11 protein-coding genes are annotated in these 13,980 nt (G+C 74.8%); 9 read left to right on the forward strand and 2 right to left on the reverse strand.

The genetic code is table 11. The features are described from left to right. Positions 1-58: 58 nt before the first annotated feature. On the reverse strand, positions 59-1,750 hold the full coding sequence (paaN, locus tag QK440_RS21640; RefSeq protein ID WP_282794815.1) for a phenylacetic acid degradation protein PaaN: 1,692 nt from the start codon (positions 1,748-1,750) through the stop codon (positions 59-61). Positions 1,751-1,945: 195 nt separating this feature from the next. Between paaN and QK440_RS21645 the strand changes: the two genes are divergently transcribed. Both QK440_RS21645 and QK440_RS21650 read left to right on the forward strand, forming a co-directional pair. After that, entirely contained in the window at positions 1,946-3,460 is a 1,515-nt protein-coding gene (locus QK440_RS21645) for a 3-hydroxyacyl-CoA dehydrogenase (RefSeq protein WP_282794816.1), read from the forward strand. Continuing rightward, positions 3,457-4,050, forward strand: a complete 594-nt coding sequence (locus tag QK440_RS21650; RefSeq protein WP_282794817.1) for a TetR/AcrR family transcriptional regulator — start codon at positions 3,457-3,459, stop codon at positions 4,048-4,050. The genes QK440_RS21645 and QK440_RS21650 overlap by 4 nt, the downstream gene beginning before the upstream one ends. 55 nt (positions 4,051-4,105) lie before the next feature. Here the strand turns inward: QK440_RS21650 and QK440_RS21655 are convergent, their stop codons facing one another. Then, positions 4,106-4,591 carry an Lrp/AsnC family transcriptional regulator gene (locus tag QK440_RS21655; RefSeq protein WP_190135402.1) on the reverse strand — a complete coding sequence of 162 codons (486 nt, stop codon included), beginning with the start codon at positions 4,589-4,591 and terminating at the stop codon, positions 4,106-4,108. A 216-nt stretch (positions 4,592-4,807) separates the two neighbouring features. Between QK440_RS21655 and pdhA the strand changes: the two genes are divergently transcribed. The 7 genes from pdhA to QK440_RS21690 all read left to right on the forward strand — a co-directional run bounded on the left by pdhA (position 4,808) and on the right by QK440_RS21690 (position 13,724). Next, complete coding sequence (pdhA, locus tag QK440_RS21660; RefSeq protein WP_282794818.1) at positions 4,808-5,950, forward strand: pyruvate dehydrogenase (acetyl-transferring) E1 component subunit alpha; 1,143 nt, start codon at positions 4,808-4,810, stop codon at positions 5,948-5,950. Further along, positions 5,947-6,951 carry an alpha-ketoacid dehydrogenase subunit beta gene (locus tag QK440_RS21665; protein WP_282794819.1) on the forward strand — a complete coding sequence of 335 codons (1,005 nt, stop codon included), beginning with the start codon at positions 5,947-5,949 and terminating at the stop codon, positions 6,949-6,951. Before pdhA ends, QK440_RS21665 begins: the two co-directional genes overlap by 4 nt. Further along, positions 6,951-8,492, forward strand: a complete 1,542-nt coding sequence (locus QK440_RS21670) for a dihydrolipoamide acetyltransferase family protein (protein WP_282794820.1) — start codon at positions 6,951-6,953, stop codon at positions 8,490-8,492. Before QK440_RS21665 ends, QK440_RS21670 begins: the two co-directional genes overlap by 1 nt. Positions 8,493-8,641: 149 nt before the next feature. Next, positions 8,642-9,694: an NTP transferase domain-containing protein gene (locus tag QK440_RS21675; protein WP_282794821.1), complete on the forward strand. Its 1,053-nt coding sequence runs from the start codon at positions 8,642-8,644 to the stop codon at positions 9,692-9,694. A gap of 38 nt (positions 9,695-9,732) precedes the next feature. Next, the gene (locus QK440_RS21680; protein ID WP_282794828.1) at positions 9,733-11,502 is read left to right on the forward strand and encodes a molybdopterin-binding protein; all 1,770 of its coding nucleotides are present in this window, start codon (positions 9,733-9,735) and stop codon (positions 11,500-11,502) included. Next, positions 11,499-12,605 (forward strand): potassium channel family protein, encoded by a 1,107-nt coding sequence (locus QK440_RS21685; RefSeq protein ID WP_282794822.1) that lies wholly within the window; start codon positions 11,499-11,501, stop codon positions 12,603-12,605. The genes QK440_RS21680 and QK440_RS21685 overlap by 4 nt, the downstream gene beginning before the upstream one ends. 141 nt (positions 12,606-12,746) lie before the next feature. Continuing rightward, positions 12,747-13,724: an NAD(P)H-quinone oxidoreductase gene (locus QK440_RS21690; RefSeq protein ID WP_282794823.1), complete on the forward strand. Its 978-nt coding sequence runs from the start codon at positions 12,747-12,749 to the stop codon at positions 13,722-13,724. The last annotated feature ends 256 nt before the right edge of the window (positions 13,725-13,980 follow it).

Raw genomic sequence — 13,980 nt, forward strand, 5'->3', positions numbered from 1 at the left:
CCGGGGACGCCGCCCGGACCCCGAGGACGCCGCCCGGCCCCGGGGAACGCCGCCCGGCTCACGCCTCCTTGCGGATCTCCACCACCCGGAAGCGGTTGGCGACGAACGCGCTGTCGCACAGCACGGCGTTCGCCGCCGGGTTGCCGCCCGAGCCGTGGAAGTCCGAGAACGCCGCTGTCTGGTTCACGTACACCCCGCCCGTCAGGTTCAGCGAGAGCTGGGCGCTCTCGTCCAGGCAGGTCTCCTCGACCATGGACGCCACCTCCTGGGACGTGGTGTACGCCCCGACCGTCATGGCGCCCTTCTCCCGCACCGTGCGGCGCAGCAGCTCGACCGCGTCGGCCGCGGAGTCCACCGCCACGGCGAACGACACCGGGCCGAAGCACTCGCTGAGGTACGCGGCCTCGGCGTCCGGCTTCGCGCCGTCGAGCTTCACGATCACCGGGGTGCGCACCATGGCCTCCGGGAACTCCGCGTTCGCCACCTCCCGCGAGGCCAGTGCGACCTCGCCGAGGCCGGCCGCCGCCTCCAGGCGCGCCTTGACGTCCGGGTTGACCAGGGCGCCCAGGATGCCGTTCGCCCGGGCCTCGTCGCCCAGGAGGCCGGACACCGCGCCCGCGAGGTCCGTGACCACCTCGTCGTACGACTTGGCGCCCGCGTCCGTGTCGATGCCGCCGCGCGGGATCAGGAGGTTCTGCGGGGTGGTGCACATCTGACCGCTGTAGAGCGACAGGGAGAAGGCGAGGTTCGCCAGCATGCCTTGGTAGTTGTCGGTCGACTCGATGACGACCGTGTTGACCCCGGCCTTCTCCGTGTAGACCTGCGCCTGGCGGGCGTTGGCCTCCAGCCAGTCGCCGAAGGCGGTCGAGCCCGTGTAGTCGATGATCTTGATCTCGGGGCGGACGGCGAGGGTCTTGGCGATGCCTTCGCCGGGGCGCTCCGCGGCCAGCGCGACCAGGTTGGGGTCGAAGCCGGCGTCGGCGAGGGCCTCGCGGGCGACGCGCACGGTCAGGGCGAGGGGCAGCACCGCGCGCGGGTGGGGCTTGACCAGGACCGCGTTGCCCGTGGCCAGGGAGGCGAAGAGGCCCGGGTAGCCGTTCCACGTCGGGAAGGTGTTGCAGCCGATCAGCAGGGCGACGCCGCGGCCGACCGGCGTGAAGCGCTTGTCGAGCACCAGGGGGTCGCGCTTGCCCTGGGGCTTGTGCCACGCGGCGGTGGCGGGGGTGCGGGCCTGCTCGGCGTAGGCGTACGCCACCGCCTCCATGCCGCGGTCCTGGGCGTGCGGGCCGCCCGCCTGGAACGCCATCATGAAGGCCTGGCCGCTGGTGTGCATGACCGCGTGCGCGAACTCGTGCGTCCGGGCGCTGATGCGCGCCAGGATCTCCAGGCAGACCGCCGCGCGGACCTCGGCGCCCGCGTCCCGCCAGGCGCGCATCGCCGCGCGCATCGCGGGCAGCAGGGTGTCCACGTCCGGGTGCGGGTAGGTGATGCCCAACTCCAGGCCGTAGGGCGAGACTTCGCCGCCCGTCCAGTCGTCCGTGCCCGGCTGGTCGAGGTCGAAGCGCTGGTTCAGCAGGGACTCGAAGGCGGCCTTGCCTTCCGGCAGGCTCAGGCTGCCGTTCTCCCCGTAGGCCTTCGGGTGCTCGGGGTGCGGCGACCAGTACGCGCGCGTGCTGATGGCCTCCAGCGCCTGGTCGAGCGTGGGCCGGTGCTTGGCGATCAGCGGGTGCGCGGTGAGTTCGGCGGCCATGGCGGACCAACTCCTCGTCGAGTCAGCTCTCCTTCGAGCTGGCGAGCGGGGCAGGGACAGTGGGCAGGAACGACTGGACAGGGCTAGAGTAACCGAACGATCGGTCGGGACAAGGGGGTCCGCCGAAGCTGTGGAAAACCTCCCTCACCCACCCCGAACCCCTGGCCAGGACCCTTGTGCGGGAGGATCGCGAGCATGACAGCACTCGATCTCAGCAGCCCGGTGGCCGTCGTCGGCACCGGCACCATGGGCCAGGGCATCGCCCAGGTCGCGCTGGTGGCGGGACATCCGGTGCGGCTGTACGACGCCGCCCCCGGACTCGCGAAGAAGGCGGCCGAGGCGATCACCGCACGTCTGGACCGGCTCGTGGCGAAGGGCCGCCTCGACGCGGACGCCCGCGCCGCCGCCGTCGGGCGCCTCCGGACGGTCGACACGACGGCCGACCTCGACGGGTGCGGCCTCGTTGTCGAGGCCGTCCTGGAGCGGCTGGACGTCAAGCAACGGCTGTTCCAGGAGCTCGAAGAGGCCGTCTCCGAGGACTGTCTGCTCGCCACCAACACCTCGTCGCTGTCGGTGACCGCGATCGCGGGCGCGCTGTCCCGGCCCGGCCGCTTCGTGGGGCTGCACTTCTTCAACCCGGCGCCCCTGCTGCCCCTGGTGGAGGTCGTCAGCGGCGCCGCCACCGACGAAGCGGCCGCCACGCGCGCGTACGCGACGGCACAGGCCTGGGGGAAGACCCCGGTGCGCTGCGCCGACACCCCCGGGTTCATCGTCAACCGGGTCGCGCGGCCCTTCTACGCCGAGGCGCTGCGCGCGTACGAGGAGCAGGTGGCCGACCCGGCGACCATCGACGCCGTGCTGCGCGAGTGCGGCGGCTTCGCGATGGGCCCCTTCGAACTCACCGACCTCATCGGCCAGGACGTGAACGAGGCCGTCACCCGCTCGGTGTGGGAGTCGTTCTTCCAGGACCCGAAGTTCACCCCGTCCCTCGCCCAGCGCCGCCTCGTCCAGGCGGGGCGCCTGGGACGCAAGACCGGGCAGGGCTGGTACGCGTACGGCGACGACGCCCCGCGCCCCGCACCGCACACCGCGGGGCCCGCCGACGCCCCGGAGGCCGTCACCGTGCACGGCGAGCTGTTCCAGGCCGCCGCGCTCGTCGGTCTCATCGAGGGCGCGGGCATCCGCGTCGACCGGGACGCCACCCAGGGCGGGCCGTACCCCGGCTGGATCGAACTGCCCAGCGGTACGCGCCTGTCCCTGGTCTGCGGCGGGTCCCCGCACACCGCCGCGGCGCCCACCGTCGAGTTCGACCTCGCCCTGGACTACGCGTCCGCCACCAGGATCGCGCTCGCCCGCGACGTACGCGTCGGGGACCAGGGCCTGAGCGAGGCGGTGGGTCTCTTCCAGGCGCTCGGCAAGGAGGTCAGCGTCGTCCGCGCCACCCCGGGCCTGATCGTCGCGCGCACCGTCGCGATGCTCGTCGACTTCGCGCACGACGCCGTGGCGCGCGGCGTGGCCACCGCGGACGACATCGACACGGCCATGCGCCTGGGCGTCAACTACCCGCGCGGGCCGCTGACCTGGGGCACGGCGGTCGGCCTGCCCTGGGTGGCCGAGTTCCTCGACAGCGTGCACGGCGAGTACCCCACGGGGCGGTACGCCCCTTCGCAGGGGCTGCGCCACGCGGCCGCGCGGGAGGAGAACGGATGAGCACGGCACGACGCGACACCTACACCCCGCAGACCCTCCTCGAAGTCGCCGTACGGGTCTTCAACGAGCGCGGGTACGACGGCACGTCCATGGAGCACCTCTCCAAGGCGGCCGGCATCTCCAAGTCGTCGATCTACCACCACGTGGCGGGCAAGGAGGAGCTGCTGCGGCGCGCGGTGAACCGGGCGCTCGACGGGCTCTTCGCCGTACTCACCGAGGACCCCGCGCGCGTGGGCAGGGCGGTGGACCGCCTGGAGTACGTCACGCGCCGCACCGTCGAGGTGCTGGTCGCCGAGCTGCCCTACGTGACGCTGCTGCTGCGCGTGCGCGGCAACACCGACACCGAGCGGTGGGCGATGGAGCGCCGCAGGGACTTCGACCACCAGGTGGCGGCCCTGTTCAAGGAGGCCGTGGCGGACGGTGACCTGCGCTCGGACGTCGAGCTGCGGCTCGCCACCCGGCTGCTCTTCGGAATGATCAATTCCATCGTGGAGTGGTACCGGCCGGACGTCCGGGGTGCCGCCGACGGCGTGGAGATCGCCGACGCCGTGGTGCAGTTCGCCTTCGGCGGACTGCGGACGAATGGCTGAGACCCGGCGGTAGCCGCCGGCCGGTCCGCGACGCCGCCCGCGGGCCGGCCGGGCCTCAGCTCTCCATGTCCAGGTCGTCCTCCTCGAAGACCAGCAGGGTGCGTGTGCTGAGCACTTCGGGGATGGACTGGAGCCGGGTGAGGACCAGCTCCCGCAGCGCGCGCGTGTCCGGCGTGTGCACCAGGAGCAGGACGTCGAAGTCCCCGCTGACCAGGGCGATGTGGGCGGCTCCCGGCAGGGTGCGCAACTGCTCGCGGACCGTGCGCCAGGTGTTCTGGACGATCTTCAGGGTGATGTACGCGGACGCGCCCTGGCCTGCCCGCTCGTAGTTGACGCGGGCGCCGAAGCCCCGGATGACGCCGTCCTCGATCAGCCGGTTGATGCGGGCGTAGGCGTTGGCCCGCGACACGTGGACGCGCTCGGCCACGGACCTTATCGAGGCGCGCCCGTCCGTGTGCAGGATCTGCAGGATGTCGCGGTCGATGGCGTCCAGCGGGCGGGGCGGAGGCAGCGGCCGGCTCCCGTCCCGCTTGTCGGCCATTCGTTCAGATGCCATGTCCCCCCGCCTCCCTACCATGGACGTTGTGCGTCCATCCCAGGCTGTGGAGAACCGTTTGTCCACAGCCTGAAGGTGCCTGTAGCCAAAATGTGCCGTCGACCGAACAATCGGTAGGTGAGGCGCGTCACACCGCTGCGCCTCTGTTGCCGCTCCCACGAGGAGACCGCTCCTCTCAGCATCCCCCCAGGAGGTGCCGTCATGACGGTCATGGAGCAGAGGGGCGCCTACCGGCCGGCCCCGCCTCCCGCATGGCAGGCCAGGACCGACCCCGCGCCGCTGCTGCCGGACGCGGCGCCGTACCGGGTGCTCGGCACCGAGGCGGCGTCCGAGGTGGCCCCCGAGCTGCTGCTGCGGCTGCACGCCGAGCTGGTGCGCGGGCGGCGGTACAACACGCAGGCGACGGCCCTCACCAAGCAGGGCAGGCTCGCGGTCTACCCCTCCAGCACCGGCCAGGAGGCGTGCGAGATAGCGGCCGCCCTCGCCCTGGAGGAGCGCGACTGGCTCTTCCCCAGCTATCGGGACACGCTCGCGGCCGTCGCCCGCGGCCTCGACCCGGTACGTGCCCTGACGCTCCTGCGCGGCGACTGGCACACCGGGTACGACCCGCGCGAGTACCGGACGGCGCCCCTGTGCACCCCGCTGGCCACCCAGCTCCCGCACGCCGTGGGCCTCGCGCACGCCGCGCGCCTCAAGGGCGACGACGTGGTGGCGCTCGCCATGGTCGGCGACGGCGGCACCAGCGAGGGCGACTTCCACGAGGCCCTGAACTTCGCGGCCGTCTGGCAGGCGCCGGCGGTCTTCCTGGTGCAGAACAACGGCTTCGCGATCTCCGTACCGCTCGCCAAGCAGACGGCGGCGCCCTCCCTCGCCCACAAGGCCGTGGGGTACGGCATGCCGGGCCGCCTGGTGGACGGCAACGACGCGGTCGCGGTGCTCGAGGTGCTCGGCGAGGCCGTGCGGCGCGCCCGCGAGGGCGGCGGCCCCACGCTCGTGGAGGCGGTGACGTACCGCATGGAGGCGCACACCAACGCGGACGACGCCACCCGCTACCGCCCGGACGAGGAGGTCGAGGCCTGGCGCGACCACGACCCCGTCCTGCTCGTGGAACGGGAGCTGGCCGCGCGCGGGCTGCTCGACGAGGAGCACAGCCGGGCGGTGCGCGAGGACGCCGAAGCCATGGCCGCCGACCTCAGGGAGCGGATGAACCAGGACGCGGTGCTCGACCCGATGGACCTGTTCACGCACGTGTACGCCGAGCAGACCACGCAACTGCGGGAGCAGGCGGCACAGTTGCGGGCCGAGCTGGAGGCCGAGGCCGAGACGGACGGGGCGGGCCGATGACCACTGTCGCCGTGAAGCCGGCCACCATGGGGCAGGCCCTGGGGCGCGCCCTGCGCGACGCCCTCGCCGAGGACCCGACCGTGCACGTCATGGGCGAGGACGTGGGCACGCTCGGCGGTGTCTTCCGGGTCACCGACGGGCTCGCCGCGGAGTTCGGCGACGACCGCTGCACGGACACGCCGCTGGCCGAGGCGGGCATCCTGGGGACCGCCGTCGGCATGGCGATGTACGGCCTCCGCCCGGTCGTCGAGATGCAGTTCGACGCGTTCGCGTACCCCGCCTTCGAGCAGCTCATCTCGCACGTGGCGCGGATGCGGAACCGCACCAGGGGCGCGCTGCCGATGCCGATCACCGTCCGGGTGCCGTACGGCGGCGGGATCGGCGGCGTCGAGCACCACAGCGACTCCTCCGAGGCGTACTACATGGCCACGCCGGGGCTCCACGTCGTCACGCCCGCCACGGTCGCCGACGCCTACGGCCTGCTGCGCGCCTCCATCGCCTCCGACGACCCCGTGGTCTTCCTGGAGCCCAAGCGCCTGTACTGGTCCAAGGCCGAGTGGAACCCGGATGCGCCGCAGCCGGTGGAGCCCCTCGGCAAGGCCGTGGTGCGCCGCGCCGGGCGCAGCGCCACGCTGATCACGTACGGCCCGTCGGTGCCGGTCTGCCTGGAGGCCGCCGAGGCGGCGCGGGCGGAGGGCTGGGACCTCGAAGTGGTCGATCTGCGCTCGCTGGTGCCGTTCGACGACGAGACGGTGGCGGCGTCCGTGCGGCGTACGGGGCGCGCGGTCGTGGTGCACGAGGCGAGCGGCTTCGGCGGACCGGGCGGGGAGATCGCCGCGCGGATCACCGAGCGCTGCTTCCACCACCTGGAGGCGCCGGTGCTCCGGGTCGCCGGGTTCGACATCCCCTATCCGCCGCCGATGCTGGAGCGGCACCACCTGCCGGGCGTCGACCGCATCCTGGACGCCGTGGCGCGGCTGCAGTGGGAGGCGGAGAGCTGATGGCGCAGGTCCTGGAGTTCAAGCTGCCCGACCTCGGTGAGGGGCTCACGGAGGCGGAGATCACGCGCTGGCTGGTGCAGGTCGGCGACGTCGTCGAGGTGGACCAGCCGGTCGTCGAGGTCGAGACGGCCAAGGCGATGGTCGAGGTCCCGTGCCCGTACGCGGGCGTGGTCACGGCCCGCTTCGGCGAGGAAGGCACGGAACTGCCGGTCGGCGCGCCGCTCCTGACGGTCGCGGTGGGCGCTCCGGCGGGTTCTCCCGTCGGCGGGGGCGCCGATGGCGCTGCCCCGGGTGCTGGGGACGCGGCGGGCGCGGGCGAGAGGTCCGGGAACGTGCTCGTCGGCTACGGCACGGCCGCGGCGCCCGCGCGCCGGCGCCGGGTGCGGTCCGCGCGGCCGGCACCGGAGCCGGGCCCCGCGCGCGGGGACGGCCTTCCGCGTGCGGATGGGCCTTCGCACCGGCAGGGCCCGGGGCGCGAGAGGGAGCCGGCGTGGCCGGGCAGCCCTGCCCCGGAGGGCCCCGTGCGCCTTGAGGACTACACAGGCCAGGAGGGCGGCCCGGTGCGCGGGGCGGCCGCGGTGGAAGCGGACGGACCTGTTCCGGTCATCTCCCCCCTCGTGCGCAGGCTGGCCCGGGAGAACGGGGTCGACCTGCGGGCGTTGGCGGGCTCGGGGCCGGACGGGCTGATCCTGCGCGCCGACGTGGAGGACGCGATGCGGGCCTCGGCGGCTTCGGCCGTGCGGGTCGCGGAGACGGGCCCGGCGCCCGCCGCGCGGGGCACGGCACCGGCCCTGGGCGCCACGTCCGGCGGCCCGGCGGGGGCCGGGCCCGGCGGGGGCCGGACCGCGGCCGCCGGGACGCGGATCCCGCTGCGCGGCGTGCGCGGTGCCGTCGCGGACAAGCTGTCCCGCAGCCGGCGCGAGATACCGGACGCCACCTGCTGGGTCGACGCCGACGCGACGGAGCTGATGCGCGCGCGCACGGCGATGAACGCGGCGGGTGGGCCGAAGGTGTCCGTACTGGCGCTGCTCGCCCGGATCTGCACGGCCGCCCTCGCCCGCCACCCCGAGCTGAACTCCACGGTCGACGTGGAGGCGCGCGAGGTCGTCCGGCTCGACGAGGTCCACCTCGGCTTCGCCGCGCAGACGGACCGCGGGCTCGTCGTGCCGGTCGTACGGGACGCGCACGCACGCGACACCGAGTCGCTCGGCGCCGAACTGGCACGGCTCTCGGAGTCGGCGCGCGCCGGGACGCTCACTCCCGGGGAACTGACGGGGTCCACCTTCACGTTGAACAACTACGGGGTGTTCGGGGTCGACGGATCCACGCCGATCATCAACCACCCCGAGGCGGCCATGCTGGGCGTCGGCCGGATCGTGCCCAAACCATGGGTGCACCAGGGCGAGTTGGCGGTGCGGCAGGTCGTCCAGCTCTCGCTCACCTTCGACCACCGGGTGTGCGACGGCGGCACGGCGGGCGGCTTCCTGCGCTTCGTGGCGGACTGCGTCGAGCAGCCGGCGGTGCTGCTGCGCACGGTGTGACCCGCCGCGCCGGCACAGGCCGCCTGGGCGGTCCTCGGGCCGCGGGAAGGGCCCGGGCACGTGCCGCTCCGGTGCTCCGCCGAGGGCTCTGAGGCCGGAGTGACACCCGGGATGGTGGTGACGGCACCCCCTGCGCCCATACTCGGGGGATGACCTCGAACTCGGCACGCGGCGCGGCGGCGTTCGACGCCGTCGTGCTCGCCGGAGGCCGCGCGGCCCGTCTGGGCGGCGCGGACAAGCCCGGCGTGCGGGTGGGCGGCCGGGCGCTGCTGGACCGCGTCCTCGCCGCCTGCGCGGACGCCGGTACGACTGTCGTCGTCGCGGCACCCCGGCCCACCTCGCGGCCCGTGGTGTGGGCGCGTGAGCGGCCCGCGGGCGGCGGACCGCTGGCCGCGCTCGACGCGGGCCTGCGCCGCACCGGCGCCGACCTGGTGGTGGTGCTCTCCGCCGACCTGCCGTTCCTGCGCGAGGAGACGGTACGCCGCCTCGTCGGCGCGGTGGGTACGGCCGACGGCGCGCTGCTCACGGACCCCGAGGGCCGCGACCAGCCCCTGGTGGCGGCGTACCGGAGGGCGGCGCTGCGCCGGGAGCTCGACCGCCTCGCCGCGGGCGGCGGCGAAGGCCCCACCCAGGGCGAGTTCGAGCCCGTCGTGGAGCGCCGCGGGCTCGCCGGGCTGCCGCTGCGGCTGCTCACCGGGGCCCTGGAGCTTGTCCGCGTGCCGGAGACGCTGGCCGCGTTCGACTGCGACACCTGGGACGACATCGCCGCCGCCCGCGCGCGGATCAGGGAGCATGGGCACGTGTTGGATGAATGGATTTCCGCAGTCAAGGACGAACTGGGCATCGACCTCGACGTCGACACCGGCGCCCTGCTCGACCTGGCCCGTGACGCCGCGCACGGAGTGGCCCGCCCTGCCGCGCCGTTGACGACCTTCCTGGTCGGGTACGCGGCGGGGCGGGTCGGTACGGCGGGCGGCGGGCCGCAGGCCGTGGCGGAGGCGGCACGCAAGGCGGCCGTCCTGGCGGCCCGCTGGGAGCAGGAGACGGCTTCGGGCGGGACACCCTCGACAGCGGCGGCGCCCGACAGCGGGGCACCCTCCGGCGAGGCTCCCGCGGCCCAGGGGGAGGGCGCTGCAGCACGGCCCGCCCCCGGCCCGGCGGCCCCCGACGGCTCCTCCCCCTCGGCCCCGGAGACCTCGTGAGCGGGCCCCATTCGGCCGACGCCGAACTCGATGAGGCCCTGGCCCTGGCGAACGACGCCCGTCCCGGAAGCGGGGGCGCGGCCCGCCGGGGCGGCACCCGCGGGCCCGCGGGCGCGGCACACGGTCAGGCCCAGGACGACGAGCAGCTCCTCCGGGGCACGGGAGAGGAACAGGCCCCTCCGCACCCCCCGAGCGCCGACACCCCCCGAAACGCCCAGCACCCCCCAAACGCCCAGCACCTCCGGAGCGCGCAGGCCCCCCAGAGTGCCCAGGACAGCCGGGCAGTGCCGGATCCTCAGCCTGCCGGCGCGCCGGGCAGCGGTGCTGGTGCGGCGGGGCATACCAACCGGGAGGGCGGCCCCAGCCCCTCGGACAGGGGCACCTCCTCGGCCCCAGGCACCCCCTCGGCCCCGAGCCCCGCCGCCGGAAGCCCCGTGTCCCGCCACACCACCCCCTGGCCCGAAGCCCGTGCCGCCGCCCGCGCGGCAGGGGTCTCCAGGGCCGACCGACCGGCATCCGCGCACCGCCCCGGCCAGGTCCCGGCGGCCGCTCGGGACCCGGAGGCCCCCGCCCTCGCGCCCCTGCCCGCCGCCCTCGGCCGTGTCCTCGCCGCGCCCCTGACGGCCCTCACCGACCTGCCCTCGTTCGACACCTCGGCGATGGACGGCTGGGCCGTGGCCGGGCCCGGGCCCTGGAGGGCGCTGCCCGACGGTGTCCTGGCCGGACAGGAGCGGCCGGAGCCGCTCGGTGACGGCGAAGCGGTCCGGATCGCGACCGGGGCTCGCATCCCCCGGGACACCACGGCCGTCATCCGCAGCGAGCACGCGCACGTGGACGACAAGGGACACCTGTACGCCCGGCACGACGTCGTGCCCGGCCAGGACATCCGGCCGCGCGCCCAGGAGTGCCGCAACGGCGACCGGCTCCTGCCGCGCGGCACCCTGGTGACCCCCGCCGTGCTCGGTCTCGCCGCCGCGGCCGGGTACGACACCCTGCCCGTGGCGCCGCGTCCCACCGTGGAAGTGCTGGTCCTGGGCGACGAGTTGCTCACCTCGGGGCTGCCCCATGAGGGGCGCATCCGCGACGTGCTCGGCCCGATGCTGCCGCCCTGGCTGACCGCGCTCGGCGCGGACGTGACCGCCGTCCGGCGCCTCGGCGACGACGCGGACACGCTGTACGCGGCGCTGGCCCGCTCCACGGCCGACGTGCTCGTGACGACGGGAGGCACCGCGTCCGGGCCGGTCGACCACGTCCACCCCGCACTGCGCCACCTCGGCGCGGAACTGCTCGTCGACGGGGTCGCGGTGCGCCCCGGCCACCCGATGCTGCTCGCGCGCCTGCCCGCGACGCCCGGCACGAGCCCCGGCCAGGCACCCCTCGGCCCACAGGCACCCCACGGGTCCCAGGCGTCCCCCCGCCACCTGGTGGGTCTCCCCGGCAACCCCCTGGCCGCCGTCTCCGGGCTGCTCACCCTGGCCGCGCCCCTGCTGCGCGGACTCGCCGGGCGCCCCGCGGTCGAGCCGTACGCGATGCCCCTGCGGGACGACGTACAGGGGCACCCGCGCGACACGCGCCTGGTGCCGGTCTCCATGCGGGGCCCGTACGCGGTCCCGCTGCACTACAACGGGCCCGCGATGCTGCGGGGCATCGCCGTCGCCGACGGGCTCGCGGTGGTGCGGCCGGGCGGGGCGCGCCGTCACCAGGAGGTGGAGATCCTCGATCTGCCCTGGGGTGAAGCGCGGGGCCAGTACGGTGAGTTGAGCTCCGGTGGCCCGAACGGTCCCTTCAACGAGGTGTGTTTCACGTGAAACTGCCCGGCCATGACGCGATCGCGCGCCAAGCCGACGAACATCTGGTGACGCGTCGGGTCAAACTCCCCCGGCGCGTCGTCGAACGCCCCCTGCGCCAGGTCGGCAAGCGGCTGCTGATGGCGCTGGTCGTGCTCCTGCTCACGATCCTCATCGTGTGGCTCGACCGCGACGGGTACCACGACAACGCCAACGGGGAGGTCGACCTCCTCGACGCCTCGTACTACGCCACCGTGACGCTCTCCACGACCGGGTACGGCGACATCGTCCCGCACAGCGACAGCGCGCGCCTGGTCAACATCCTGCTGATCACGCCGTTGCGCGTGCTCTTCCTGATCATCCTGGTCGGCACCACGCTCGAGGTGCTGACCGAACGCACCCGTGAGGAATGGCGGCTTTCCCGCTGGAGGTCCAACTTGCGTGACCACACTGTCGTCGTCGGCTTCGGCACCAAGGGCCGGTCCGCGATCCAGACCGTGCGGGCGACCGGACTGAAGCCCGAGCAGGTCGTGGTCGTCGACCCCAGCTCCAAGGTGGTCGACGCGGCCACGGCGGAGGGGTACGCCGGGGTCGTCGGCGACGCGACGCGCAGCGATGTGCTGCTGCGGGCCGAGGTGCAGAAGGCCCGCCAGATCATCGTGGCCACCCAGCGCGACGACACGGCGGTCCTGGTCACGCTCACCGCCCGCCAGCTCAACCGGCACGCGAAGATCGTGGCCGCGGTGCGCGAGGAGGAGAACGCGCCGCTGCTCAAGCAGTCGGGCGCCGACGCGGTGATCACCAGCGCCAGCGCGGCGGGCCGGCTGCTCGGCCTGTCGGTGCTCAGCCCCAGCGCGGGCGTGGTCATGGAGGACCTGATCCAGCAGGGCAGCGGCCTCGACCTCGTCGAGCGGCCGGTGATAAAGGCCGAGGCGGGCAAGAGCGTTCGGGACATGAAGGACCTGGTCGTCAGCGTCGTACGCGGCCACCGGCTGCTCGCGTACGACGACCCGGCGATCGGCGCACTCCAGCTCACGGACCGGCTGATCACGATCGTCCGGGCCTCCCCGGCGCCGGAGCCGCCGGCCATGGACCAGCGGCGGCCGGCACGGCCGCTGGACTGAGGCCCGCAGCGGCGCGGCGTCCGCCGGAGGCCGCCGCGCGGGGACCGGCGGCCGCCTCCACCCGGCCGGGCCGGGGGGCGTCACGCGCGCCCGTGGGGCGCCACCGGCCGACTCCGGCGCCGCCGGAGTAGCCTCGCCCGCATGCATGCGATCACGATCTCCGAACCCGGTGGACCCGAGGCGCTTCAGTGGGCCGAGGTGCCCGATCCCGTACCCGGCGAGGGCGAGGTCCTCGTCGACGTGGCGGCCAGCGCCGTGAACCGTGCGGACCTGCTGCAGCGGCAGGGCTTCTACGACCCGCCGCCCGGCGCGTCCCCCTACCCGGGCCTGGAGTGCTCCGGGCGGATCGCCGCGCTCGGCCCCGGCGTGACGGGCTGGGCGGTCGGCGACGAGGTGTGCGCGCTGCTCGCGGGCGGCGGGTACGCGGAGAAGGTCGCCGTCCCCGCGGGCCAGCTCCTGCCGGTGCCGAAGGGCGTGGACCTGGTGACGGCGGCGGCGCTGCCGGAGGTCACGGCCACGGTCTGGTCGAACGTGTTCATGGTGGCGCACCTGCGCCCCGGCGAGACGCTCCTCGTGCACGGCGGCGCGAGCGGCATCGGCACCATGGCGATCCAGCTCGCGAAGGCCCTCGGCGCGCGGGTCGCGGTGACGGCCGGCGGCCCGGAGAAGCTGGAGTTCTGCCGTGAGCTGGGCGCGGACGTGCTCATCGACTACCGCGAGCAGGACTTCGTCGAGGAGGTCCGGCAGGCCACGGGCGGTGCGGGGGCCGACGTGATCCTGGACATCATGGGCGCGAAGTACCTGGACCGGAACGTGGAGGCCCTCGCGGTCAGCGGGCGCCTCGCGATCATCGGGATGCAGGGGGGCGCCAAGGGCGAGCTGAACATCGGCGCGCTGCTGCGCAAGCGGGGGGCCGTCATGGCCACGTCGCTGCGGGCGCGGCCCGTCGCAGAGAAGACCGCGATCATCGCGGCTGTGCGGGAGCATGTGTGGCCGCTGGTCGAGGCCGGGACGGTGCGGGCTGTGGTGGATCAGGTGGTGCCGTTGCGGGAGGCGGGGGTTGCGCATCGTGTGCTGGAGGAGGGTGGGCACCGGGGGAAGGTGGTGCTCAGCGTCTAGGGGCGGCCGGGCGAGGCCCGGGCCGGGGCGTCGGCCGGGCCCCTGCCCGGGGGCGGGGTCTCACCCGGGCCCGGCCCGGGGCCTGGGTGTCGGGTGGGGGTGGGTGGTCCTCGCGGGGGCGCCCCAGTCCCGCCCCTTCCCGTAACCCGGGGGGGGGGGCCCCCCCCCCCCCCCCCCAAAAACCGGCCCCCCCCCCCGGGGCCAACAACCCCCCGGGGGGGGGGGAGCGGGGGGGGGGGGGGGGGGCGAACCCCCC

It is taken from the genome of Streptomyces sp. CC224B, from assembly GCF_030010595.1.
Classification (GTDB): domain Bacteria; phylum Actinomycetota; class Actinomycetes; order Streptomycetales; family Streptomycetaceae; genus Streptomyces; species Streptomyces longispororuber.

Excerpts from the sequence above, each read along its gene's own strand:
- paaN (WP_282794815.1), bottom strand. The coding sequence starts at position 1,750 with ATGGCCGCCGAACTCACCGCGCACCCGCTGATCGCCAAGCACCGGCCC.
- QK440_RS21645 (WP_282794816.1), top strand. The coding sequence starts at position 1,946 with ATGACAGCACTCGATCTCAGCAGCCCGGTGGCCGTCGTCGGCACCGGC.
- QK440_RS21650 (WP_282794817.1), top strand. The coding sequence starts at position 3,457 with ATGAGCACGGCACGACGCGACACCTACACCCCGCAGACCCTCCTCGAA.
- QK440_RS21655 (WP_190135402.1), bottom strand. The coding sequence starts at position 4,591 with ATGGCCGACAAGCGGGACGGGAGCCGGCCGCTGCCTCCGCCCCGCCCG.
- pdhA (WP_282794818.1), top strand. The coding sequence starts at position 4,808 with ATGACGGTCATGGAGCAGAGGGGCGCCTACCGGCCGGCCCCGCCTCCC.
- QK440_RS21665 (WP_282794819.1), top strand. The coding sequence starts at position 5,947 with ATGACCACTGTCGCCGTGAAGCCGGCCACCATGGGGCAGGCCCTGGGG.
- QK440_RS21670 (WP_282794820.1), top strand. The coding sequence starts at position 6,951 with ATGGCGCAGGTCCTGGAGTTCAAGCTGCCCGACCTCGGTGAGGGGCTC.
- QK440_RS21675 (WP_282794821.1), top strand. The coding sequence starts at position 8,642 with ATGACCTCGAACTCGGCACGCGGCGCGGCGGCGTTCGACGCCGTCGTG.
- QK440_RS21690 (WP_282794823.1), top strand. The coding sequence starts at position 12,747 with ATGCATGCGATCACGATCTCCGAACCCGGTGGACCCGAGGCGCTTCAG.